This window comes from Rhodococcus sp. DMU1 (assembly GCF_012272955.1).
GTDB classification, from domain to species: Bacteria; Actinomycetota; Actinomycetes; order Mycobacteriales; family Mycobacteriaceae; genus Rhodococcus; species Rhodococcus aetherivorans.
The window spans coordinates 717,810-740,387 of sequence record NZ_CP050952.1; the positions used below are offsets into that span (position 1 = coordinate 717,810).

The following is a 22,578-nucleotide window of genomic DNA, read 5'->3' on the forward strand; positions in this document are numbered from 1 at the left end:
GTATCCCGGCACGAATCGTAGCCGTCGCCGACCCGGACGACCGATGTCCGATTTGATTCGCTCGGGAAAGGAAGTGTTCACTTTCCTAGCAACTGGGATCGATTCCCATCATGTGATTCTCTGGAGCTGGTTTCGTGAGCACTTCCCTCGACAACACCGCCGGCCGGGACGGATCGCTGGTCGCGGGAGTACCGCGCAGCCGCATCATCGTCGCGAGCACCGTCGGCACCTCGATCGAGTTCTACGACTTCTACATCTATGCGACCGCCGCCGTGTCGGTGTTCCCGCACCTGTTCTTCCCGAAGGGCAACGGCACCACCGCCCTGCTCGCCTCGCTCGCGACGTTCGGCCTCGCGTTCGTCGCCCGGCCGGTCGGCTCGATCCTGTTCGGCCACTTCGGGGACCGCATCGGCCGCAAGGCCACCCTCGTCGGCTCGCTGCTGACGATGGGCATCGCGACGTTCCTCATCGGAATCCTGCCCACGTACCACCAGGTGGGACTGCTGGCCCCCGCACTGCTCGCACTGATGCGCTTCTGCCAGGGCCTCGGCCTCGGCGGCGAATGGAGCGGCGCGGCGCTGCTGGCCACCGAGACCGCCGAGAAGGGCAAGCGGGCCTGGGCCGCCATGTGGCCCCAGTTGGGCGCGCCGATCGGATTCTTCCTGGCCAACGGCCTGTTCCTGATCATCACGCTGTTCCTGAACCACGACAACGCCGACCCCGACCTGGGCAGCGCGTTCCTGACGTGGGGCTGGCGGATCCCGTTCCTGCTCAGCGCCGTGATGGTGATCATCGGCCTCTACGTGCGGCTCAAGCTGGAGGAGACCCCGGTGTTCGCCCAGGCCGTCGCCGAGGGCAAGAAGGTCAAGACGCCACTGGCCGAGGTGTTCAGGACGAGCTGGCGTCAGCTGATCATCGGCACTTTCGTGATGCTCGCGACGTACACCCTCTTCTACATCATGACGACCTGGGTGCTCAGCCACGGCACCGGCAAGACCCCCGCCCAGGGCGGCACCGGCGCCGGCTTCCAGTACTCGGACTTCCTGGTGCTCCAACTCGTCGCCGTGCTGTTCTTCGCGGCCGCGATCCCGGTGTCCGGTCGTCTCGCCGATCGCCACGGCCGCCGCATCACGCTGCTGGTCATCACCGGAACCATCATGGTGTTCGGCCTGACCTTCGGGATCCTGCTCGCCCCGGAGGGCATGAGCGAACCGCGCATGCTCCTGTTCCTGATCATCGGCATGATCCTCATGGGCTTCACCTTCGGCCCCATGAGCGCGGTGCTGCCCGAACTGTTCCCGACCAACGTGCGCTACACCGGTTCGGGCATCGCCTACAACGTCTCGAGCATCCTCGGCGCGGCCGTCGCCCCGTTCATCGCGACGTGGCTCGCCACCACCTACGGCGTCGGCTGGGTGGGTGTGTACCTGCTGGTGGCCGCCGCGCTGACCTTCGTCGCGCTGCTCGTGATGCACGAGACCAAGGACCGCCACCTCGAGGAGGTGTAGGGCCGCTTCGCGGCCGGTGCGTCCTTCGGGCGGCTACGACAACCCGAAGGACGCACCGGCAGCTCCGCTGCCTACTTGCCCTGGGCGCGGATCGCCTCGAAGACCTTCGGGTCGACCAGGGTGGAGGTGTCGCCGAGCTCGCGACCCTCGGCGACGTCGCGCAGCAGGCGGCGCATGATCTTGCCGGAGCGGGTCTTGGGCAGTTCCGGCACGATCGAGATCTGCCGGGGCTTGGCGATCGGGGAGATCTCGGTGGAGACCTGGTTGCGCAGCTCGGTGATGAGCTGATCGCCGGTGTTGGTCACGCCCTCGCGCAGGATGACGAACGCGACGATGCCCTGGCCGGTGGTCTCGTCGGCGGCACCGACGACGGCGGCCTCGGCGACGGCCGGGTGCCCGACGAGCGCGGATTCGACCTCCGAGGTCGAGATCCGGTGTCCGGAGACGTTCATGACGTCGTCGACGCGGCCGAGGACCCACAGGGCCCCGTCCTCGTCGTAGCGGGCGCCGTCGCCGGCGAAGTACCAGCCCTCCTCGGCGTACCGGGACCAGTAGGTGTCCTTGTAGCGGTCCATGTCGCCCCAGATGCCGCGCAGCATCGACGGCCACGGCTGATCGAGCACCAGGTAGCCGTTGCCGCCGGCCCCCAGCGGCACGGCGTTGTCGTCGACGATCTTGGCGGAGATGCCGGGCAACGGCGCCATCGCCGAGCCCGGCTTGGTGGCGGTGATCCCCGGCAGCGGGGAGATCATGATCGCGCCGGTCTCGGTCTGCCACCAGGTGTCGACGATCGGGGCCTGGCCGGCGCCGATGACCTCCCGGAACCAGCGCCACGCCTCGGGGTTGATCGGCTCGCCGACCGAGCCCAGCAGCCGGATCGAGGACAGGTCGTGCGCGTCGGGGATGTCCCGGCCCCACTTCATGAAGGTGCGGATCAGGGTCGGGGCGGTGTAGTAGATGCTCACCCCGTACTTTTCGATGATCTCGAAGTGCCGGTGCTCGTTCGGCGAGTTCGGGGTGCCCTCGTAGACGACCTGGGTCGCGCCGTTGCTCAGCGGCCCGTACACGATGTAGCTGTGCCCGGTGACCCAGCCGATGTCGGCGGTGCACCAGTACACGTCGCGGCCGGGCTTGTGGTCGAACACGTAGTGGTGGGTGTAGGAGGCCTGCGTCAGGTAGCCCCCGGAGGTGTGGATGATGCCCTTGGGCTTACCGGTGGTGCCCGAGGTGTAGAGGATGAACAGCGGGTGCTCGGCGTCGAACGGCTGCGCCTCGTGCTCGGCGGAGGCCTTGTCGACCGTCTCGTGCCACCACAGATCGCGTCCCTCGGTCCAGTCGACGTCGATGCCGGTGCGCTTGACCACCAGCACGTGCTGCACCGACGCCGCATCGGCGACAGCTTCGTCGGCGGCCGGCTTGAGCGGGGCGGCCTGACCGCGGCGCCACTGCCCGTCGACGGTGACGACGAGTTTGGCCTGCGCGTCGTCGATGCGCGAGCGCAGCGCGTGCGAGGAGAACCCGGCGAAGACCACCGAGTGGGTCAGGCCGAGGCGGGCGCAAGCCAGCATCGCCACGATCGCCTCGGGGATCATCGGCATGTAGATCGCGACCCGGTCGCCGGCGACCAGGCCCAGGTCGGTGAAGGTGTTCGCCGCCTTGCACACCTCGGCGAGCAGATCGTTGTAGGTCAGCGCGCGCGAATCGCCGGGCTCGCCCTCGAAGTGGATGGCGACGCGGTCGCCGTTGCCGGCGAGGACATGCCGGTCGACGCAGTTGTAGGCGACGTTGAGCTGCCCGCCGACGAACCACTTCGCCACCGGCGCGTCGGACCAGTCCAGCACCTCGGACCACTCGGTGGCCCAGTCCAGCCGCTGCGCCTGCGTCGCCCAGAATCCGAGCCGGTCGGCGTCTGCGGCGGCCTGCAACTCGGGACCGGCGTTGGCGGTGGCGACGAACTCGGGGCTCGGTGGGTACACCTGCTGTTCGTGGTCCTGCGCTGCGCTCGTCATGGTTGCGGGGCCTCTTTCCGGTCGGTCCAAACAGTTCGGGCACCTGTGAGGGTAGTCACCTGTGACCGACATCGCACCGTTGCATCCGGCTGCAACCTGGTCACTTTCGACAATCGGTCGGTCCCGCGCGACGGGCGGTCGGCCTCCGCGGCCAGTGGAACCGCGGGCGCGGGTGGTCGGCAACAGCCGGTACCGTCGGATGCCGTGACCGACCCCTTGCAGCCCCTGCTCGACCTGCCCGGAGTGCGCGATGCCGCGGACCGGGCGCGCGATGCCCTCGCCGAGGTGCACCGGCACAGGACCAACCGGCGCGGCTGGCCGAACACCGCCGCCGAGGCGTCGGTTCGGGCGGCCCGGGCCTCCGCCGCGCTCGACGGCGGATCGATGGAGCTGCCGCCGCCGGGGGAGGCGGGTGATCCGATCCTCTCCGGTGCGCTGCGGGTGGCGCAGGCGCTCGACGGCGACGGCCTGGCCGTCATGGTGTCCACCTGGCAGCGCGCGCCCCTGCAGGCCCTTGCGCGCCTGCACCTGCTCGCGGCGGCCGACCTCGTCGACGAGTCGGAGGCGCTGGGCCGGCCTCGCACGGAACCGGGCGTGGGGGAGCGGCTCGACGCGCTCGCCCAGTTGGTGACCGGAGGCACCCGGGCGCCGGCGCCGGTGCTGGCCGCGGTGGTGCACGGCGAGCTGGCGGTGCTGCGCCCGTTCGGTGTCGCCGACGGCGTGATCGCCCGGGCGGCGTCCCGCCTCGTGTCGGTCGCGAGCGGGCTGGACGTGCACAATCTCGGTGTTCCCGAGGTGAGCTGGATGCGTCGCGCCCAGGCCTACCGCGACGGGCTCGCGGGCTTCGAGTCGGGCACCGCGGAGGGCGTCGGGGGTTGGATCGTCTTCTGCTGCGGCGGGCTGGAAGCGGGCGCGCGCGAGGCGACATCGATCGCGGACGCCTTCGCCGGAGGATGATCCGGAGCGTGAATCGTCTTGCGTGTCACCGATTTTCATGCAGGTGACCACATGTAAGCGGGCGACGTCGCCGAATGACTTCGGTGGCGTCGCCCGCCGGCACGGACTGCCGAGTTACCAAGCGTGCTGCATGGGTTGTGTGTCACTGGCCTCGGCGAGGGTTCGGATATCGCTGGTTCGTCCTCGCAACGGGTGCGGGGTGTTCGCCTTCGAAGACCCGAATCTCGCAAGCCCACAACACTTTTGCCCTTATAGTGGCATCGGCTCCGCGTGGGTGCTCGGTGTCCGTGCTGGGAATTCCGGTCGGGAGATCGAACCTTCTCTTCCGATTCGCTCTTGGCCTTCCGTCCTTCCGTAACTCCTTTCTACTCCCGGTCTCCGAGGGGGGCAAGTCCCATTTTCGGGACCGTCACCCGCGCGCCGCGAACCCCGGCCGGTGCCGCCGGCGCAGCGCGAGGTACGTCGCCGCGCCCGCCGCCACCGCGCCCGCCGTGATCGCGGCCGTCGCGGCGACGGCGGCCGGCGGCGTCGCGGTGAGACGATGCAGGAGCGGCACAGGACGCGTGAAAGTAAGTATCGGCCAACCATTTTCGAGGGATTCTCGACGCAGCACCCGATCCGGGTTCACCGCGCGCGGATGGCCCACGGCCCGCAGCATCGGAATGTCCGTCGACGAGTCGGAGTACGCGTAGCAACGTGCGAGATCGTAACCGTACTGCAGCGCCAGTGCCTGTATCGCCTCCGCCTTGGCCTCGCCGTAGCAGTAGAACTCCAGCTCTCCGGCGTAGCGGCCCTCCTCGATCCGCATCCGGCTGGCGGTGCTGTGCGTCGCCCCCAGTGCCGCCGCGATGGGAGTGACCACCTCCTCCCCGGACGCGGACACGATGATCACGTCGTGCCCGCGGAGCTTGTGGTCCGCAATGAGATCGGCGGCCTCGGCGAAGACCAGAGGATCCACGATATCGTGCAGCGTCTCGGCGACGATCGACTTGATCTGCTCGACATCCCAGCCCGTGCACATCGCCGCGATGTGGGCCCGCATGCGCTCCACCTGATCGTGGTCGGCCCCGGACAGCATGAACAGGAACTGGGCATAGCTGCTCTTCAGCACCGCCCGCCGGTTGAGGAGTCCCTGGGCGAAGAACGGCTTGCTGAAGGCGAGTGCGCTGGACTTCGCGATGACGGTCTTGTCGAGGTCGAAGAAGGCGGCGATTCGGCCGGACTGGGTCGGGGCCACGGTCGCGTCGGTCACGGCACCACAATAGGTGTGACTGCTCCTTCCCGGTACGCCCTGCGCTCCGGCCGGTCGTCCGGCCCCTCCACCTGCGCAAAACCCGCGACGGTCGAACCTGCACACTGCGTGAAATGCGCGACGGTTGAACTTGCAAATATCGGGTCGGGGCGTAGTATCGACGACACCTGGACATAGTCCAGGGGGTGTTCAGCCCGACCCCCCCGGGGCTGAACATGACGACCCTCGCCTCCTCCCCCCCTGGCGAGGGTCGTCCTCTGTTCCGGGACCTTTCGGAGCCCGGCGCGTTCATCCACAGGCAGCGCGTTCATCCACAGATTCGCCGGTTCCCCCGGCAGCTGCTTCCGGGGCGCCCAGCCACCGCGCAAGCTGGGCGCCATGACCGATGTCCTGGCCCTCGTCGACGATCCCGCGCTGATGGCGAGCCTGCGTCGCGTGGCGGCCGCCTCCGACCGCACGGTCGGTGAGACGGTGACGACACCGTCGCGCAGAACCTGGCTCGACGCCGGACTCGTCGTGATCGACCGCACCGCGGCCCTGGCATGCGCGCAGCAGCTCCCCCGGCGGGGCGGAATCGTCCTGGTCACCGCCGGCGGCGCCGACCTCCCCGATTGGCAGGCGGCCACCGCGGTCGGCGCCGAACACGTGGTGGGGCTGCCCGACGACGAGGTCGAACTGCTCACCGTGCTCGGCACGGCCGCCGAGCCCGACGCGGGCGGCGGCCACGTCGTCGCTGTCCTCGGCGGCTGCGGCGGCGCCGGCGCGTCCACGTTCGCAGCCGCCCTGGCATGGACGGTCGCCGCCTTCCGGCGCAGTGCGGGAGCCCTCCTCGTCGACGGCGACCCCCTGGGCGGGGGACTGGACGTCCTCACCGGAATCGAGGACCGGCCGGGTGTCCGCTGGCCCGGTCTCACCGTCGATCGTGGCCGGCTCTCCGCCCGGACCCTGCGCGATGCGGTGCCCGAATGGCTGCCGGGACTCGGCGTGCTGTCCGCAGATCGCGAGTCCGCCGCAGAGCCGGCGCCCGCCGCGGTCACCGCCGTGCTCGACACCGTCCGCCGCTCCGGCGACCTGGTGGTGTGCGACGTGCCCCGCAGCCGCGGGCCCGCCGCCGAGGCGATGGTGGCCGCCGCCGACCTGACCGTGCTGGTGGTGCCCGCCCGCGTCCGCGCCGCCCTCGCCGCGGGGCGGGTCGCCGGCTGGGTCGCCGAACAGAACACCAATCAGGGCATCGTCGTGCGCGGCCCGGCCCCCGGCGGGTTGCGCGGCCGGGACGTTGCCGACGTGGTGGGGCTGCCGCTGATCACCACGATGCGCGCGCAGCCCGGGCTCGCCGCGGCGCTCGAACGCGGCGGACTGCGGCTCGGACGGCGCTCTCCACTCGTCCACGCCGCCGAGTCCGTTCTCGACGTGCTGACCGGACCCGAACCGGGCTCGCGGTGGGCGGCATGAGCGCCGTCCTCACGGCCGAGCTGCTCGACCGGGTCCGCGAACGGCTCGCGACCGAGGCCGGCGAACCCACGCCGGACCGTGTCGCCGCCGCGCTGCGTGCGGAGTCCGGCGGGGTTCTCGGCGACTTCGACCTGCTCACGGCCCTGCGGCACCTGCAGACCGAGCTCTCCGGCGCCGGCCCGCTCGAAGCGCTGCTCGCCGAGCCCGGCGTCACCGACGTCCTCGTCACCGCCCCGGACCGGGTCTGGGTCGACCGCGGCGCCGGGCTGCGGCTCGCTCCCGTCGCCTTCCCCGACGAGGCGTCGGTGCGGCGACTCGCCCAGCGCCTCGCGCTGTTCGCCGGACGGCGCCTCGACGACGCGCAGCCGTGGGTCGACGGCCGGCTGCCCGGGCACGGCGATTTCGGGGTGCGCCTGCACGCCGTCCTCGCACCCGTCGCGCAGGGCGGCACCTGCCTGTCGCTGCGCGTGCTGCGGCCCGCCACCCAGGGGCTCGACGCGCTGCGTGATCGCGGCGCCGTCGATCCGCACGCCTATCGGCTGCTGCGACGGATCGTCGCCGCCCGGCTCGCCTTCCTCGTCGTCGGGGGCACCGGGGCAGGCAAGACCACCCTGCTCGCGGCACTGCTCGGCACGGTGGACCCGGGCGAGCGGATCGTGTGCGTCGAGGACGCCGCCGAGCTCGCTCCCGCCCATCCCCACGTCGTGCGGCTCGTCGCCCGGGCCGCCAACGTCGAAGGCGTCGGTGAGGTCGCGGTGCGCGACCTCGTGCGGCAGGCGCTGCGGATGCGGCCCGACCGCATCGTCGTGGGCGAGGTGCGCGGCGCCGAGGTCGTCGATCTTCTGACGGCACTGAACACCGGTCACGACGGCGGCGCGGGCACGGTGCACGCCAACTCGCCGGACGAGGTGCCGGCGCGGCTCGAAGCGCTCGCCGCACTCGGCGGCCTGGACCGGGCCGCCCTGCACAGCCAGCTCGTCGCGGCGGTGCAGGTGGTTCTGCACGTGCACCGCACCCCCGACGGGACCCGCCGGCTGACGGAGATCGGTGTCGTGCAGCGGGACACCGTGTCGGGTGTCGTCGTCGCGCCCGCGTGGACCCACGAGCGCGGCACGGAGGCCGGCATGGACCGACTCGAAGAGCTGTTCCGCCGACGGGAACCGCGGTGACCGCGGCGGCCCTGTGCCTGGCCGCGGCCGTGCTGGTGGCGCCGGGTGCGGTCGCCACGCCGCGGCTGCGGGCACTGCGCACGACGGTCGCCGCCGGACGGTCGTGGCGGCCGCCGCAGGAGGTGACGGTCGGGCTGTGCGTCCTCCCGGCGCTGCTGCTCGGCGTCGCGCCCGCCGTCGCGGCGGCGGTCGTCGCCGGCACCGCCGTGCGACGGCTGCGGCGACGGCGCCGGGACCGCGCACTCGACGCCGAGCAGCGGACCCTGCTCGCCGGGCTCGAAACCGTTGTCGCCGAGCTCGAGGTGGGCACCCATCCGGCCGAGGCGTGCGCGACGGCGGCGCGGGAGACGACCGGGCCGACTGCCGACGCCTTCCGCGTCGCGGCGGCGCGGGTCCGGCTCGGCGGCAGCGCGGCCGACGGCCTGCGCGCCGCGGCCCGCGCGCCGGGACAGTCGGGGCTCGCCGCGTCGCTCGAGCGGCTCGCCGCGGCCTGGGAGGTGTCGGACCGGCACGGGCTGGCGCTGGCGCAACTCCTCACGGCCGCGCGCTCGGATCTGTCCGGCCGCATGCGGCTGCGCTCGCGCACCGAGGCGGGACTGGCGGGGGCCCGCGCGACGGCGACGGTGCTCGCGGCCCTTCCGGCGCTCGGTGTGGCGCTGGGGCAGATGATGGGGGCCGCGCCGGTGACGGTGCTGCTCGGCGACGGTCTCGGTGGTGTGTTGCTGGTGGTGGGCACCGTGCTGGCGTGCGCCGGGCTGCTGTGGACCGATCGGATCGCGACGCGGGTGGCATCGTGACGGCGTCGCTGGTGTGCCTTGCCGTGGCGCTCGTGATCCTGCCGGACCTGCAGGCGCGACGGTTGCAGGCCCTCGCCGCCGGGGCTGCGACGTCCGGCGGAGCGGCCGACTCCGGCGGTGCGCCGGACGACCCCCATGCCGTGCCCGCCGCGTTCGACCTGATGGCCGCCTGCCTGCGTGCCGGCCTGCCGACGGCGACGGCGGCCCGGGCGGTCGCCGACTCGGCGCCGCCGGCCCTCGCACGGGCCCTGCGTCGGGGCGCGGACCGGCTCGAGCTCGGGGCCGCCCCGACGGACGCGTGGAGCGGTCTCGGGGACGCGACCTCGGACGGCTCCGGCGCCGAGACGGAGGCGCTGGAGGCCTTCGCCCGCGCGGCGCGGCGATCGGCGCGGTCCGGTGCCCCGCTGTCGGGCATCGTCGCCGAGGTGGCGGAGCGGCAGCGCGAACAGGCGGAGGACCGGGCGGCTGCGGCCGTCGAGCGTGCCGGGGTCCTGGTCAGCGGCCCGCTCGGGCTGTGCTTCCTGCCGGCGTTCGTGTGCCTGGGCATCGTGCCCGTCGTGATCGGGCTCGCGGGACGCGTGCTCGGCGACGGGCTGTTGTGAGACGTCGGCGCGGACGGTCCGCGCCGAAGGAGGGGAGGAACCATGGTAGGCAACGTGATTCGGGCGGCGGCGCAGCGGCTGAGCGGTGCCGTCGCGGCGGAGGACGGCATGTCCACCGCGGAGTACGCGATCGGCACGATCGCCGCGGCGGCGTTCGGTGCCGTGCTGTACACGGTGGTCACCGGCGACAACATCGTCACCGCGCTCACCGGCATCGTCGAGCGCGCGCTGAACACGGCGGTGTGAGCGGGGACGACGGCGGGGTGACCGTCGAGGCGGCGATCGCCCTCACCACGCTGGTGAGTGTTCTCGTGCTGTGTCTCGGTGCGGTGCTGTGTGTTTCGAATCAGCTCCGGTGTCAGGACGCGGCGCGGGAGGCCGCCCGGCTCGCGGCTCGCGGCGACGGGGTGCGAGCGGTGGAGGTGGCGGCGCGGGTCGCTCCGGAGGGCGCACGGATCTCCGTGCGCCCCGACGGTGACCTCGTCGTGGCGACGGTGACGGCGGACGGTCCGCTGCTGCCGATGGTGACGCTCACGGCGGAGGCGGTATCCGTGATCGAACCGGAAGTGGCGCAGTGACATTCGGGGACGACCGGGGTAGTGCGAGCGTGCTGGGGTGTTTCGTCGCGGTCGCGCTGATCGTGGTCACCGGGCTGCTCGTGCAGACGGGGGCGGGGGTCGCGACGCGGCACCGGGCGCAGGCGGCGGCCGACCTGGCGGCCCTGGCGGTGGCCGGTGCGCTCGATCGCGGATCGGACACCGCATGCTCGGAGGCGGACCGGATCGCGGCGCGGATGCGGGTGCAGGTGCGCTCGTGCACCGTCGACGGCTGGGACGCCGTCGTCGAGGTCGGGGCCGAGGTGTCGCTGCCGGCTGGGCGGCAGGCCCGGGCGATCGCGCGGGCGGGGCCGGCCGGGTGAGGCGCGAGGTCAGGCGAGGGTGTCGAGCACCGCGCCCAGCAACGCGACCGCGCCGGCCTTGTCGAGCGGGTCGTTGCCGTTGCCGCACTTGGGGGAGTACACGCATGACGGGCAACCGGCGGCGCATTCGCAGGCCGTCACGGCCGCGCGGGTTGCACCGAGCCACTCGGCGATGCGCGCGTACCCGCGGTCGGCGAAACCGGCGCCCCCGGGATGCCCGTCGTAGACGAAGACGGTGGGCAGCCCGGTGTCCGGGTGCACCGCGGTGGACACGCCGCCGATGTCCCAGCGGTCGCACGTCGCCACGAGCGGCAGCAGGCCGATGGCGGCGTGCTCGGCGGCGTGCAGCGCGCCGGGTACCCGTTCCGGTCCGATCCCGCACCGGTCGAGCAGTTCGGGGGTGACGGTGTACATCACCGCGCGCGTCGGCAGGCACTGGGACGGCATGTCGAGGTCGGTGCTGTCGAGCACCTCGCCGGACGGCAGCCGTCGCAGGTACGAGACCACCTGGTGGGTCACCTCGACCTCGACGAGGCCTACGGTCACCGGCCCGAGCGAGCGCTGTTCCGCCACGGCGGTCACGACGATGTCGGTGATCTCCCGCGCGGAGGTGGACCATTCGGGGTCCTCGGCGTGCACGAGCGCGATCCCGTCGTCGAGGTGCAACTCGTCGACGACGAACGACTCGCCGCGGTGCAGGTACACCGCTCCCGGATGCGCGGTCGCCGGTGCGCGACCGCCGTCGACGGTGCCGAGCATCCGTCCGGTGTCCGACTCGACGATGGCGATCTGGGTGCCGATGCCGCCGCGGATGTCGATGTCGGAGTGGGGACGGGTGTCCGGGGTGACGAACCAGCCGTGCGGGCGCCGCCGGATCGCTCCCTGCGCGGCCAGGGCGGCGAGCACGTCGGCCGCACCGAACTCCTCGACCTCGGCGTCGGTGAGCGGCAGCTCGAGCGCGGCGCACAGCAGTTGCGGGCCGAGCACGTACGGATTGGTGGGATCGGTGACCGTCGCCTCGACGGGCTTGTCGAGCAGCGCCGCCGGATGGTGCACGAGGTAGGTGTCGAGCGGATCGTCGCGGGCGACGAGCACGACCAGCGATCCCGCACCGCGGCGCCCGGCCCGGCCGGCCTGCTGCCAGAACGACGCGACGGTGCCCGGGAATCCGGCGACGACGACGGCGTCCAGGCCGGCGATGTCCATGCCGAGTTCCAGGGCGTTGGTGCTGGCGGCACCGAGCAGCCGGCCGTCCGCCAGGGCCGCCTCGAGCTCGCGGCGCTCCTCGGCGAGGTAGCCGGCGCGGTAGGCGGCGACCCGATCGACGAGCTCGGGGGCGGCCTCGGCGAGCAGCCGCTGCGCACCGAGCGCGGTGAGTTCGGCACCGCGCCGGGACCGCACGAAGGCGAGGGTGCGGGCACCCTCGACGACGAGGTCGGCGAGGATGCGGGCGGCCTCGGTTCCGGCGGCGCGGCGCACGGGGGCACCGTTCTCGCCGGTCACCTGCTCGAGCAGCGGCGGCTCCCACAGCGCGACGGTGCGAGGTCCGTGCGGGGAGCCGTCCTCGGTCACCTCCCGGCAGGGCGCGCCGACGAGCCGGGACGCCGCGGCGCCGGGGTCGGCGGTCGTGGCGGAGGCGAGGACGAAGACCGGCCGGGCGCCGTAGCGCGCGGCGATCCGCCGCAGCCGGCGCAGCACCAGGGCCACGTTGGAGCCGAAGACGCCGCGATAGGAGTGACACTCGTCGACCACCACGTAGCGCAGCCGGCGGAAGAACCGGGACCAGCGGGCGTGCCCGGGCAGCATCGACATGTGCAGCATGTCGGGGTTGGTGAAGATCCACCGTGAGTGGCTGCGCGCCCACTGCCGCAGTTCGGTGGAGGTGTCGCCGTCGTAGGCGCACGCGTGCACGTGACCGAGTTCGGGCTCGGCGGCGGTCACCTCGGTGACGGCGCGCAACTGGTCCGCGCAGAGCGCCTTCGTGGGGGAGAGGTACAGCGCGGTGGCGTGCGGGTCCTCGGCGAGGGCGGTGAGCACGGGTAGCTGGTAGGCGAGGGACTTGCCCGAGGCGGTGCCGGTGGAGACGACGACGTGCTCCCCGCCGGCGGCGAGGTCGGCGGCCTCTGTCTGGTGGCTCCACGGCCGGGGCACGCCGGTGGCGCGCAGAGCCCGGACGACGGCGTCGGACGCCCAGTCCGGCCAGTCGGTGTGGCGAACGTCGCGGGCGGGCAGGTCCGCGCTGTGGGTGAGGGGATGTTCCGAGGCCGGCGTGCCGGCAAGCACCCGTTCGAGCAGTTCGTGGCCGAAGCTCGACGGCCCGTCGCCGACGGGACGGCGGTGCGGCGAGCTGGTCACACTGGGTACTCCGGAGGATGCGGTCGGGATGGGTAACCAGCGTAGTAGGCCATCGCTCCCGGCGTTCGGTCGGTGTCCGGTCGCGCGCGGGGTAACATCGACGTAACCGTACCGGCGAGTAATCCTGCCGTCGGCATATACAAGATCAAATTTTCGGGCGAATTGTGCGCCCGCCTACTGTTGTCTGCGCCCGGAACGTGGTTCACTGACATCGGTCGCAGCTTCTGTGTTCGGTGACTTGAGAAAGTGCACGGCTCGCAGGATCGATGGTTGCGAGCGCGGTGCTTTGCTCTTCCTGTGGGGGGATCAAGAAGTACAGCGGTCGGAACCGGCCCGGCGGCTCGCTCGCCCGCGAACCGCCGCATCCGGTGTTAGAAAGAGAAGGAAAAGCATGGCACAGGGCACTGTGAAGTGGTTCAACGCGGAGAAGGGCTTCGGCTTCATCGCTCCCGAGGACGGCTCCGCCGACGTTTTCGTCCACTACTCGGAGATCCAGGGCAGCGGCTTCCGCACCTTGGAGGAGAACCAGCGCGTGGAGTTCGAGGTCGGCCAGGGCACCAAGGGCCCGCAGGCCACCGGCGTTCGCGCGCTCTGATCGTCGACGCTCCTGCCGGAGCCTGACGTGACTCGGTCCGCAGGGACCGAATCCTCGATCGTCCCCCGTCACCATCGGTGAGGGGGACGATCTGTTTCTGCGGCAGGTAGCGGAGGAAGGGCGGGTGAGTGAGCCAACTGTCGTTCTTCGGGGCCGAGGAGATGCCCCCGGACCCGACCGACCTCGGCGGCCTGCTGGCCGCGCACGGCCACGCGGTGGTCTCCGGTGACGGCGCACGGATCTCCGTGGTCGTGGACGAGCCGTGGCGGGCGGAGGCGATCGCGGAGCTGATGGCGCAGGCCGCGCTGTCCCCGGAGGTCACCCGGACGGACGAGGGACACCCCCTGGTGCGCACCGCCGCCCTACCGGAACTCGTCCCGGTGGCGGCCGCATGGACACGGGGTGCGGTGAAGGCGGTGCCGGCGGGATGGGTGCCGGGCTCGCGAGCTCTGCGGGCGTGGGTGCTCGCGGCCGGCCGCGCCGAGGCCGAGGGCGAGCGCTACGTGCTGGGGCTGGATCCGCATGCCCCGGACACCCACCCGGTGCTGGCCCAGTCGCTGATGCGCGCCGGGATCGCGCCGACGCTGATCGGCACGCGCGGCGCCGCACCGGGCCTGCGGGTGTCCGGGCGACGCAGGTTGATGCGTCTCGTCGAGAACATCGGGGCGCCGCCGGACGACCCCCGCGCGCGGCAGATCTGGCCGCGCGTGCGGTAGGCGCCGCATCACAGGTGACAGGCCTTCCGTCGCAGGTGTGCGACCCTGTGTATGGCCGCGTCCGGGGAACGGGTCGGTATACATGTCGGGGAGAAGCACGACATGTCAGCGAACAGGGAAGGTGCGGGCAGCGCTGTGGCAGCACGGGACAACAGCACGTCGAACGGCTCGTCGGGCACGCGTCGGCTCGTGATCGTCGAGTCCCCGACCAAGGCGAAGAAGATCGCGCCCTACCTGGGCCGGGACTACGTCGTCGAGGCCTCCGTCGGGCACATCCGTGACCTGCCGCGCGGTGCCGCCGACGTGCCGGCCAAGTACAAGGGCGAGTCGTGGGCCCGGCTCGGCGTGAACGTCGACCACGGCTTCGAGCCGCTGTACGTCGTCAGTCCCGAGAAGAAGTCCAAGGTCACCGAACTGAAGGGGCTGCTGAAGGACGCGGACGAGCTGTACCTCGCGACCGACCCCGACCGTGAGGGCGAGGCCATCGCCTGGCACCTGCTCGAGACCCTCAAGCCGAAGGTCCCGGTCCGCCGGATGGTGTTCCACGAGATCACCGAGCCGGCCATCCGGGCCGCCGCGGAACACACCCGCGACCTCGACAACAACCTCGTCGACGCCCAGGAGACCCGCCGCATCCTCGACCGCCTCTACGGCTACGAGGTCAGCCCGGTGCTGTGGAAGAAGGTCATGCCGCGGTTGTCGGCGGGCCGCGTGCAGTCCGTCGCCACTCGGGTCATCGTGCAGCGCGAACGCGAGCGCATGGCCTTCCGGTCCGCGACGTACTGGGACATCGCCGCCACGCTCGACGCCGGCGCCGACGCGAGCCCCCGCTCGTTCGGGGCCCGGCTCGTCGGTGTCGACGGCGCCCGCGTCGCGGCCGGCCGCGACTTCGGACCCGACGGGCAGCTCAAGTCCACCGGCGTCGTCGTGCTCGACGAGGCGTACGCGCGACGGCTCGCCGAGGCCCTGCACGGTGTCGACCTGACGGTGACGTCGGTCGAGAGCAAGCCGTACACCCGCAAGCCGTACGCGCCGTTCATGACGTCGACCCTGCAGCAGGAGGCGGGCCGCAAGCTGCGGTTCTCGTCAGAGCGCACGATGCGCATCGCGCAGCGCCTGTACGAGAACGGCTACATCACGTACATGCGTACCGACTCGACGACCCTGTCCGAGAGCGCGATCTCCGCCGCCCGGGCGCAGGCCACCGAGTTGTACGGCGCGCAGTACGTGCACCCCACCCCGCGGCAGTTCACCCGCAAGGTGAAGAACGCGCAGGAGGCGCACGAGGCGATCCGTCCGGCCGGCGACGTGTTCGCCACGCCCGGCGAGCTGCACTCACGCCTCGACACCGACGAGTACCGGCTCTACGAGCTCATCTGGCAGCGCACCGTCGCCTCCCAGATGGCCGACGCGCGGGGCACCACCCTGACGCTGCGCATCACCGGCACCGCCGCGAGCGGCGAGGAGTGCACGTTCTCCTCGTCGGGCCGCACCATCACCTTCCCGGGCTTCCTCAAGGCGTACGTCGAGAGCGTCGACGAGGAGGCCGGCGGCCAGTCCGACGACGCCGAGTCCCGGCTGCCCAACCTGTCCGAGGGACAGCGCGTCACCGCGACCGAGCTCGATCCGGACGGCCACTCGACCAACCCGCCGGCCCGCTACACCGAGGCCAGCCTGATCAAGGCGCTCGAGGATCTCGGCATCGGCCGGCCGTCGACGTACGCGTCGATCATCAAGACCATCCTCGACCGCGGCTACGTCTACAAACGTGGCAGCGCCCTGGTCCCGTCGTGGGTGGCGTTCGCGGTCATCGGGCTGCTCGAGGCGCACTTCGGACGCCTCGTCGACTACGGCTTCACCGCCGCCATGGAGGACGACCTCGACGAGATCGCGGGCGGCCACGAGCAGCGCACCGACTGGCTGACGAGCTTCTACTTCGGTGGTGCCCACGGCGCCGAGAACTCGGTGGCGCGCGAGGGCGGCCTGAAGAAGATGGTCGGAGAGAACCTCGAGGACATCGACGCCCGCGAGATCAACTCGATCCGGCTGTTCGACGACGCCGAGGGCCGGGAGATCCACGTGCGCGTCGGCCGGTTCGGCCCCTATCTCGAGCGGATGGTCCCCAATCCCGACGCTCCCGACGGGGAACCGGTCTCCCAGCGGGCGAACCTGCCCGACGACCTGCCGCCGGACGAGCTGACGCTCGAGTACGCGGAGAAGCTGTTCTCGACCCCGCAGGAGGGCCGGGTCCTCGGTGTCGACCCGGCCAGCGGCAACGAGATCGTCGCGCGGGAGGGCCGCTTCGGTCCGTACGTGACCGAGCTGCTGCGCGAACCGGAGCCGGAGCCGGAACCGGACATCACGCCCATCCCGGTCGAGGAGGCACCCTCGGCGGGCGGCACCGCGACTGGTGGTGGCACGGCCACCGTGACGAAGACGGCCGCGAAGAAGGCCGCGAAGAAGGCGCCGGCGAAGAAGGCCGCCAAGAAGGCGGCCGGCCCCAAGCCGCGCACGGCCTCGCTGCTCAAGTCGATGGAACTGTCGACGGTGACGCTCGAGGACGCCCTGCGGCTGCTGTCGCTGCCGCGGGTGGTCGGGGTCGACCCCGCGACGGGCGAGGAGATCACCGCCCAGAACGGCCGCTACGGGCCGTACCTGAAGAAGGGCACCGACTCGCGGTCGCTGGCCGACGAGGAGCAGATGTTCACCGTCACCCTCGAGGAGGCGCTGAAGATCTACTCCGAGCCCAAGCGCCGCGGTCGGCAGGCCGCCGCCACGCCGCCGCTGCGGGAGCTGGGCACCGACCCGGTCAGTGGCAGCCCGATGGTGATCAAGGACGGCCGCTTCGGCCCGTACGTCACGGACGGCGAGACCAACGCCAGCCTCCGCAAGGGCGACGAGGTCGACACCATCACCGACGAACGCGCCTCCGAGCTGCTCGCGGATCGTCGCGCCCGGGGCCCGGCGAAGAAGACCGCGAAGAAGACCGCGGCCAAGAAGGTTCCGGCCAAGAAGACGGCCGCCAAGAAGACCGCGGCAAAGAAGACGACCGCGAAGAAGGCCGCCGCGAAGAAGGAGTGACCCTCCCCGGAGCGGCGGCCTATCCTCGCCGTGTGTACCGCGAGGCGGCGTCCGGCATACCCGGCGTGCTCGTGTGGACGGCGACGAGGACCGCGGGTACGGCCGGAACGTCCGTGCTGCCCGACGGCTGCACGGATCTGATCTGGCACGAGGACGGCTTCCTGGTGGCCGGACCGGATACCCGCGCCCAGTTCTCCGACCTGGGCACCCGCCGGGACCTGACCGCGGTGCGGTTCGGTCCCGGGGTGGGGCCGGCGGTGCTCGGGGCGGACGCGGCCGAGCTGCGCGACGCGCGCGTACCGCTGGACCGCATCCGGCCCGAGGCGCACGTTCGTCGCCTGGTGTCGGCCGCGGAGTCCGACCCGCTCGGTGCGCTCCTGCACGAGACGCGGCGCCGCCTGGACGGCGTCGACCGCAGCGTCGAGACGGGCATCGCGTCGCAGCTCGGCGCCGGAGCGTCCGTCGCCGAGGTGGCGACGTCGATGGGTTGGAGTGCGCGGCGGTTGCACCGGCACGCGCTGCGGGTCTACGGCTACGGTCCGAAGACGCTGGCGCGCGTGCTGCGATTCCGTCGCGCGGTCGGTCTCGCGCGCGCCGGCCGGTCGTTCTCCGACGTCGCGGCCGAGTGCGGTTTCAGCGACCAGGCCCACCTCGCACGGGAGGTACGCGCCCTCTCCGGCGTTACGCTCGGCGCGCTCGTTCGCTGAGCGGTCACGCGGGCAAGGCCGCGAACAGTTCGATGCTGTGCCCGTCGGGATCGTGCACGCTCGCATACCGCTGCTTCCAGAACGCGTCCCACGGTTCGAGCACGCTCGTGCATCCCGCCTCCAGCAGGTCGCGGTACGTCGCGTCCACATCCGCTGGTGAACCACAGTCGAACGCGAGTGCAGGACCACCGGTGCCCGGCCGGAAGCCCGGATGGAAGGCCCGGACCGACTCGAGGGTGTCCCACGCCAGGCGGAGCCCGCCCGGCAGCGTCGTCTCGTAGTGCGGTTCGTCGGAGCCGGCGGGCAGGTCCAGCCCGAGGCGGCGATAGCAGTCGAAGGAACGGGTCATGTCGGCGACGACGAGCCCGACCAGCGCGAGTTGTGCAGTCATGACGGTGACGCTAGGCCGCCGCGACGTCGCCGTCTTGAAGGTTTCGGACGGCCGACGCACCGGCCGCGTCGGAGCCGGTCGCTACGCTGAGGCCATGCCCGGTGTCTTCGAACGTCTCGTCGGCCAGCGCGACGTGGAGACCGAACTGACCGCCGCGGCCACCGCCGCGCGCGGGGGCGGAGCCGGTTCTCGGATGACGCACTCGTGGCTGTTCACCGGGCCCCCCGGCTCCGGGCGGTCGATCGCCGCCCTCTGCTTCGCCGCCGCCCTGCAGTGCACCGACCCCGCGGCACCGGGCTGCGGTCACTGCCACGCGTGCAGCACCACCATGGCCGGCACCCACGGCGACGTCCGTCGGGTGATCCCCGAGGGGCTCACGATCAGCGTCAAGGCGATGCGCGACATCGTCCGGACCGCCTCGCGTCGCCCGAGCACCGGGCAGTGGCAGGTCGTGGTGATCGAGGACGCGGACCGGCTCACCGAGGGCGCCGCGAACGCGCTGCTCAAGGTCGTCGAGGAACCGCCCGAACGCACGGTGTTCCTGCTGTGCGCGCCGTCGATCGATCCGCAGGACATCTCCGTGACCCTGCGCTCGCGATGCCGGCACGTCGCACTCGTCACGCCCAGCCCGGACGCGATCGCCCGGGTCCTGCGCGAACGCGACGGGCTCGACGCCGAGACCGCGAGCTGGGCGGCGTCGATCAGCGGCGGCCACGTCGGCCGTGCCCGGCGTCTGGCCACCGACGAGTCCGCCCGCGCCAGCCGGCGGCGTGCGCTGGATCTGGCCGAAGCCGTGCTCCGCCCCGCGACCACCTACACCGCCGCAGACGAGCTGGTCCAGCGTGCCGAGGCCGAGGCGAAGGAGATCAGCGTCGCGCGCGACGAGCGCGAGACCGAGGAACTCCGGACGGCTCTCGGCGCCGGTGGCACCGGTAAGGGCGCCGCCGGGGCGCTCCGCGGTGCGGCCGGCGTCCTCAAGGACCTCGAACGCACCCAGAAGTCCAGGCGCACGCGGACCGAGCGCGACATCATGGACCGCGCCCTCATCGATCTGGCCGGTCTCTACCGGGATGCGCTGGCACGTTCCCTGGGCGCTTCCGGCACCGCCAACCATCCCGACATGGCCGAGCGTGCCTCCGACCTGGCTTCGCGGGCCCGGCCGGAGGCGTTGCTGACCTGCATCGAGGCGATCCTCGAATGCCGTGAGGTTCTCGCACAGAACGTCAAACCGCGCTTCGCGGTGGCCGCCATGGCGGCCCGGCTGAGCTCGGCATTCCGGTAGGCGGCGAGGGGTGGTTTGCATTGGACAGGGGGGTAGGCGCTAAACTCGTGCGCGCCGTCAGGCACGCTGCCTTAGCTCAGTCGGTAGAGCATTTCACTCGTAATGAAAAGGTCGCGAGTTCGATTCTCGCAGGCAGCTCGGAGCGACGAAGGCCCTTCACCCGGAAGACGGGTGGAGGGCCTTCGTCGACCGGGGGACCCTTCCGGTCCGCTCGCCCACGACGAAGTCGCCCGCCGGCGCCCTCCGTGCCGGATGATGGCACGTGTGCTTCTGGAAATTTTCTCGATCGTTCTGATCGTCGGCGCCCTGGTCGTTCTCATCCCCACCGCGATGCGCGTGTTCCGCCGGCGCGACGACGACCACTAGGTCGGTCTTCGCCGCTCGGCACCCCGCTCGGGCGGCGCCCCCTCAGTACACTCGACTTATGAGTGAGTCGTTGAAAGAGCGGGTGCGAGCGAAGATTCTGCGCCAGCGCGGCGAAGACGGCGGGCGCCCTCTCGGTGACGCCGAAGGGGACAACCCCCGGCTCATCGACATCGACCTCGACCTGGCGCTGCTGGAGCAGGCCGCCGAGGGCGATGCCGTCGTGGAGGAGCTGGCCGTGAAGTACTGGGTGCCCTGACTCGGCGCAGAAAAGCGGTCTGACCAGGTGATTTGGTGAGAGCGCAATGTTCACGTAACTTATTCCAGGTCAGAGCGACACGGACACCGACCCGGCCCGCAGGGGCTCGGGACAACGAGGTTGGACGCAGGCGCCTGATTGTTCGGTTCGGAATCTTCTGGTAGGGTTCTGGGCCGTTGCCGATCCCACCGAGCGCGTCGGGTTTGTTTTCGCCGGGTGGTGTGGGTAGGCTGGAACGGTTGCCCCGGAACGCCGCGGACCTCGGTTCGTGGGGTGATGGTGTGTGCGTGTTCTTTGAGAACTCAACAGTGTGCCGATGAATGTCAGTGCCAAAATTTGTTTTTGGTGCGACCGCCCCTCTTTTCGGGGGGTGGTTGTTGCTGGCTGCCGCATTCTTCCGTCTGTGGTGGTCAGTGTTTTTGCTGGTTTGAGTTTTTTGCTGGTGATTTGGCTCGATGTCTATGACTGATCGGCCCTTCGGGGTTTGATTGTGAGTCTTCAACGGAGAGTTTGATCCTGGCTCAGGACGAACGCTGGCGGCGTGCTTAACACATGCAAGTCGAACGATGAAGCCCAGCTTGCTGGGTGGATTAGTGGCGAACGGGTGAGTAACACGTGGGTGATCTGCCCTGCACTTCGGGATAAGCCTGGGAAACTGGGTCTAATACCGGATAGGACCTCGGGATGCATGTTCCGGGGTGGAAAGGTTTTCCGGTGCAGGATGGGCCCGCGGCCTATCAGCTTGTTGGTGGGGTAACGGCCCACCAAGGCGACGACGGGTAGCCGGCCTGAGAGGGCGACCGGCCACACTGGGACTGAGACACGGCCCAGACTCCTACGGGAGGCAGCAGTGGGGAATATTGCACAATGGGCGCAAGCCTGATGCAGCGACGCCGCGTGAGGGATGACGGCCTTCGGGTTGTAAACCTCTTTCAGTACCGACGAAGCGCGAGTGACGGTAGGTACAGAAGAAGCACCGGCCAACTACGTGCCAGCAGCCGCGGTAATACGTAGGGTGCGAGCGTTGTCCGGAATTACTGGGCGTAAAGAGCTCGTAGGCGGTTTGTCGCGTCGTCTGTGAAAACCCGCAGCTCAACTGCGGGCTTGCAGGCGATACGGGCAGACTTGAGTACTGCAGGGGAGACTGGAATTCCTGGTGTAGCGGTGAAATGCGCAGATATCAGGAGGAACACCGGTGGCGAAGGCGGGTCTCTGGGCAGTAACTGACGCTGAGGAGCGAAAGCGTGGGTAGCGAACAGGATTAGATACCCTGGTAGTCCACGCCGTAAACGGTGGGCGCTAGGTGTGGGTTTCCTTCCACGGGATCCGTGCCGTAGCTAACGCATTAAGCGCCCCGCCTGGGGAGTACGGCCGCAAGGCTAAAACTCAAAGGAATTGACGGGGGCCCGCACAAGCGGCGGAGCATGTGGATTAATTCGATGCAACGCGAAGAACCTTACCTGGGTTTGACATACACCGGACCGCCCCAGAGATGGGGTTTCCCTTGTGGTCGGTGTACAGGTGGTGCATGGCTGTCGTCAGCTCGTGTCGTGAGATGTTGGGTTAAGTCCCGCAACGAGCGCAACCCTTGTCCTGTGTTGCCAGCAATTCGGTTGGGGACTCGCAGGAGACTGCCGGGGTCAACTCGGAGGAAGGTGGGGACGACGTCAAGTCATCATGCCCCTTATGTCCAGGGCTTCACACATGCTACAATGGCCGGTACAGAGGGCTGCGATACCGCGAGGTGGAGCGAATCCCTTAAAGCCGGTCTCAGTTCGGATCGGGGTCTGCAACTCGACCCCGTGAAGTCGGAGTCGCTAGTAATCGCAGATCAGCAACGCTGCGGTGAATACGTTCCCGGGCCTTGTACACACCGCCCGTCACGTCATGAAAGTCGGTAACACCCGAAGCCGGTGGCCTAACCCCTCGTGGGAGGGAGCCGTCGAAGGTGGGATCGGCGATTGGGACGAAGTCGTAACAAGGTAGCCGTACCGGAAGGTGCGGCTGGATCACCTCCTTTCTAAGGAGCAACTCCTTGCTCGGACCAGCACACAGGTGCCGGGGGAGCGAGGCAGAGCCATTTCGGATTCACACGTAATCCGGTGGTGCTCATGGGTGGAACGCTGACAGCTTCATGCACGCTCGGTGGGTCACATGGCCGGCC

The 22,578-nt window shown here is 70.6% G+C and carries 20 protein-coding genes, 1 tRNA gene and 1 rRNA gene; 18 read left to right on the forward strand and 4 right to left on the reverse strand.

Annotation, left to right across the window (positions count from 1 at the left end):
* Positions 1-134: 134 nt before the first annotated feature.
* Positions 135-1,508, forward strand: coding sequence for an MFS transporter (locus HFP48_RS03330; RefSeq protein WP_006945544.1), 1,374 nt, complete (start codon positions 135-137; stop codon positions 1,506-1,508).
* A 71-nt stretch (positions 1,509-1,579) separates the two neighbouring features.
* On the opposite strand, the gene acs is transcribed toward HFP48_RS03330, so the two are convergent.
* Positions 1,580-3,517, reverse strand: a complete 1,938-nt coding sequence (gene acs, locus HFP48_RS03335) for an acetate--CoA ligase (protein WP_029547218.1) — start codon at positions 3,515-3,517, stop codon at positions 1,580-1,582.
* 204 nt (positions 3,518-3,721) lie between these two features.
* On the opposite strand from acs, the gene HFP48_RS03340 reads away from it, so the two are divergent.
* On the forward strand, positions 3,722-4,474 hold the full coding sequence (locus tag HFP48_RS03340) for an oxidoreductase (RefSeq protein WP_168579017.1): 753 nt from the start codon (positions 3,722-3,724) through the stop codon (positions 4,472-4,474).
* Positions 4,475-4,883: 409 nt separating this feature from the next.
* Here HFP48_RS03340 and HFP48_RS03345 read toward each other — a convergent pair whose 3' ends face one another.
* A complete protein-coding gene (locus HFP48_RS03345) occupies positions 4,884-5,726 on the reverse strand; it encodes an HAD-IB family hydrolase (protein WP_006941337.1) in 843 nt (280 codons plus the stop codon).
* A gap of 378 nt (positions 5,727-6,104) precedes the next feature.
* Here HFP48_RS03345 and ssd point away from each other — a divergent pair, with 378 nt between their 5' ends.
* Genes ssd through HFP48_RS03380 form a run of 7 tightly spaced genes read left to right on the forward strand, consistent with a single transcriptional unit; the run spans position 6,105 to position 10,665 of the window.
* Positions 6,105-7,178 (forward strand): septum site-determining protein Ssd, encoded by a 1,074-nt coding sequence (gene ssd / locus HFP48_RS03350; protein WP_006941338.1) that lies wholly within the window; start codon positions 6,105-6,107, stop codon positions 7,176-7,178.
* Entirely contained in the window at positions 7,175-8,347 is a 1,173-nt protein-coding gene (locus HFP48_RS03355) for a TadA family conjugal transfer-associated ATPase (protein ID WP_050036261.1), read from the forward strand. The genes ssd and HFP48_RS03355 overlap by 4 nt, the downstream gene beginning before the upstream one ends.
* On the forward strand, positions 8,344-9,144 hold the full coding sequence (locus HFP48_RS03360) for a type II secretion system F family protein (RefSeq protein WP_006941346.1): 801 nt from the start codon (positions 8,344-8,346) through the stop codon (positions 9,142-9,144). The genes HFP48_RS03355 and HFP48_RS03360 overlap by 4 nt, the downstream gene beginning before the upstream one ends.
* Entirely contained in the window at positions 9,108-9,746 is a 639-nt protein-coding gene (locus tag HFP48_RS03365; RefSeq protein WP_050034520.1) for a type II secretion system F family protein, read from the forward strand. The genes HFP48_RS03360 and HFP48_RS03365 overlap by 37 nt, the downstream gene beginning before the upstream one ends.
* Positions 9,747-9,788: 42 nt before the next feature.
* Positions 9,789-9,992 (forward strand): DUF4244 domain-containing protein, encoded by a 204-nt coding sequence (locus tag HFP48_RS03370; protein WP_006941350.1) that lies wholly within the window; start codon positions 9,789-9,791, stop codon positions 9,990-9,992.
* 17 nt (positions 9,993-10,009) lie between these two features.
* Positions 10,010-10,324, forward strand: a complete 315-nt coding sequence (locus HFP48_RS03375; protein WP_072634213.1) for a TadE family type IV pilus minor pilin — start codon at positions 10,010-10,012, stop codon at positions 10,322-10,324.
* On the forward strand, positions 10,321-10,665 hold the full coding sequence (locus HFP48_RS03380; protein ID WP_044476208.1) for an Rv3654c family TadE-like protein: 345 nt from the start codon (positions 10,321-10,323) through the stop codon (positions 10,663-10,665). The genes HFP48_RS03375 and HFP48_RS03380 overlap by 4 nt, the downstream gene beginning before the upstream one ends.
* Positions 10,666-10,674: 9 nt before the next feature.
* Here HFP48_RS03380 and HFP48_RS03385 read toward each other — a convergent pair whose 3' ends face one another.
* On the reverse strand, positions 10,675-13,020 hold the full coding sequence (locus tag HFP48_RS03385; RefSeq protein WP_161996313.1) for a DEAD/DEAH box helicase: 2,346 nt from the start codon (positions 13,018-13,020) through the stop codon (positions 10,675-10,677).
* 391 nt (positions 13,021-13,411) lie between these two features.
* Here HFP48_RS03385 and HFP48_RS03390 point away from each other — a divergent pair, with 391 nt between their 5' ends.
* From HFP48_RS03390 to HFP48_RS03405, 4 genes are all read left to right on the forward strand, one after another.
* A complete protein-coding gene (locus HFP48_RS03390; protein ID WP_003935252.1) occupies positions 13,412-13,615 on the forward strand; it encodes a cold-shock protein in 204 nt (67 codons plus the stop codon).
* Between the two features lie 128 nt (positions 13,616-13,743).
* Positions 13,744-14,331: a hypothetical protein gene (locus HFP48_RS03395; RefSeq protein ID WP_006941359.1), complete on the forward strand. Its 588-nt coding sequence runs from the start codon at positions 13,744-13,746 to the stop codon at positions 14,329-14,331.
* A 135-nt stretch (positions 14,332-14,466) separates the two neighbouring features.
* Positions 14,467-17,412, forward strand: coding sequence for a type I DNA topoisomerase (topA, locus tag HFP48_RS03400; protein WP_168579018.1), 2,946 nt, complete (start codon positions 14,467-14,469; stop codon positions 17,410-17,412).
* A gap of 32 nt (positions 17,413-17,444) precedes the next feature.
* Positions 17,445-18,119 carry a helix-turn-helix domain-containing protein gene (locus HFP48_RS03405; RefSeq protein WP_168579019.1) on the forward strand — a complete coding sequence of 225 codons (675 nt, stop codon included), beginning with the start codon at positions 17,445-17,447 and terminating at the stop codon, positions 18,117-18,119.
* 4 nt (positions 18,120-18,123) lie between these two features.
* Here HFP48_RS03405 and HFP48_RS03410 read toward each other — a convergent pair whose 3' ends face one another.
* Positions 18,124-18,510 carry a VOC family protein gene (locus HFP48_RS03410; protein ID WP_029547227.1) on the reverse strand — a complete coding sequence of 129 codons (387 nt, stop codon included), beginning with the start codon at positions 18,508-18,510 and terminating at the stop codon, positions 18,124-18,126.
* A 94-nt stretch (positions 18,511-18,604) separates the two neighbouring features.
* Between HFP48_RS03410 and HFP48_RS03415 the strand changes: the two genes are divergently transcribed.
* The 5 genes from HFP48_RS03415 (at position 18,605) to HFP48_RS03435 (ending at position 22,434) form a co-directional block, all read left to right on the forward strand.
* Positions 18,605-19,792, forward strand: a complete 1,188-nt coding sequence (locus HFP48_RS03415; protein ID WP_029547228.1) for a DNA polymerase III subunit delta' — start codon at positions 18,605-18,607, stop codon at positions 19,790-19,792.
* 65 nt (positions 19,793-19,857) lie between these two features.
* Positions 19,858-19,930, forward strand: a tRNA-Thr gene (locus tag HFP48_RS03420).
* Positions 19,931-20,216: 286 nt separating this feature from the next.
* Entirely contained in the window at positions 20,217-20,414 is a 198-nt protein-coding gene (locus tag HFP48_RS03425; protein WP_029547229.1) for a hypothetical protein, read from the forward strand.
* A gap of 316 nt (positions 20,415-20,730) precedes the next feature.
* Entirely contained in the window at positions 20,731-20,883 is a 153-nt protein-coding gene (locus HFP48_RS03430; protein ID WP_168579020.1) for a hypothetical protein, read from the forward strand.
* Between the two features lie 29 nt (positions 20,884-20,912).
* Positions 20,913-22,434 (forward strand): 16S ribosomal RNA (locus tag HFP48_RS03435).
* The last annotated feature ends 144 nt before the right edge of the window (positions 22,435-22,578 follow it).

Bases quoted from the DNA above. Each gene is read 5' to 3' on its own strand.
- acs (WP_029547218.1), bottom strand. From the start codon at position 3,517: ATGACGAGCGCAGCGCAGGACCACGAACAGCAGGTGTACCCACCGAGC.
- ssd (WP_006941338.1), top strand. From the start codon at position 6,105: ATGACCGATGTCCTGGCCCTCGTCGACGATCCCGCGCTGATGGCGAGC.
- HFP48_RS03355 (WP_050036261.1), top strand. From the start codon at position 7,175: ATGAGCGCCGTCCTCACGGCCGAGCTGCTCGACCGGGTCCGCGAACGG.
- HFP48_RS03370 (WP_006941350.1), top strand. From the start codon at position 9,789: ATGGTAGGCAACGTGATTCGGGCGGCGGCGCAGCGGCTGAGCGGTGCC.
- HFP48_RS03390 (WP_003935252.1), top strand. From the start codon at position 13,412: ATGGCACAGGGCACTGTGAAGTGGTTCAACGCGGAGAAGGGCTTCGGC.
- HFP48_RS03410 (WP_029547227.1), bottom strand. From the start codon at position 18,510: ATGACTGCACAACTCGCGCTGGTCGGGCTCGTCGTCGCCGACATGACC.
- HFP48_RS03415 (WP_029547228.1), top strand. From the start codon at position 18,605: ATGCCCGGTGTCTTCGAACGTCTCGTCGGCCAGCGCGACGTGGAGACC.
- HFP48_RS03425 (WP_029547229.1), top strand. From the start codon at position 20,217: ATGAGTGAGTCGTTGAAAGAGCGGGTGCGAGCGAAGATTCTGCGCCAG.
- HFP48_RS03430 (WP_168579020.1), top strand. From the start codon at position 20,731: ATGAATGTCAGTGCCAAAATTTGTTTTTGGTGCGACCGCCCCTCTTTT.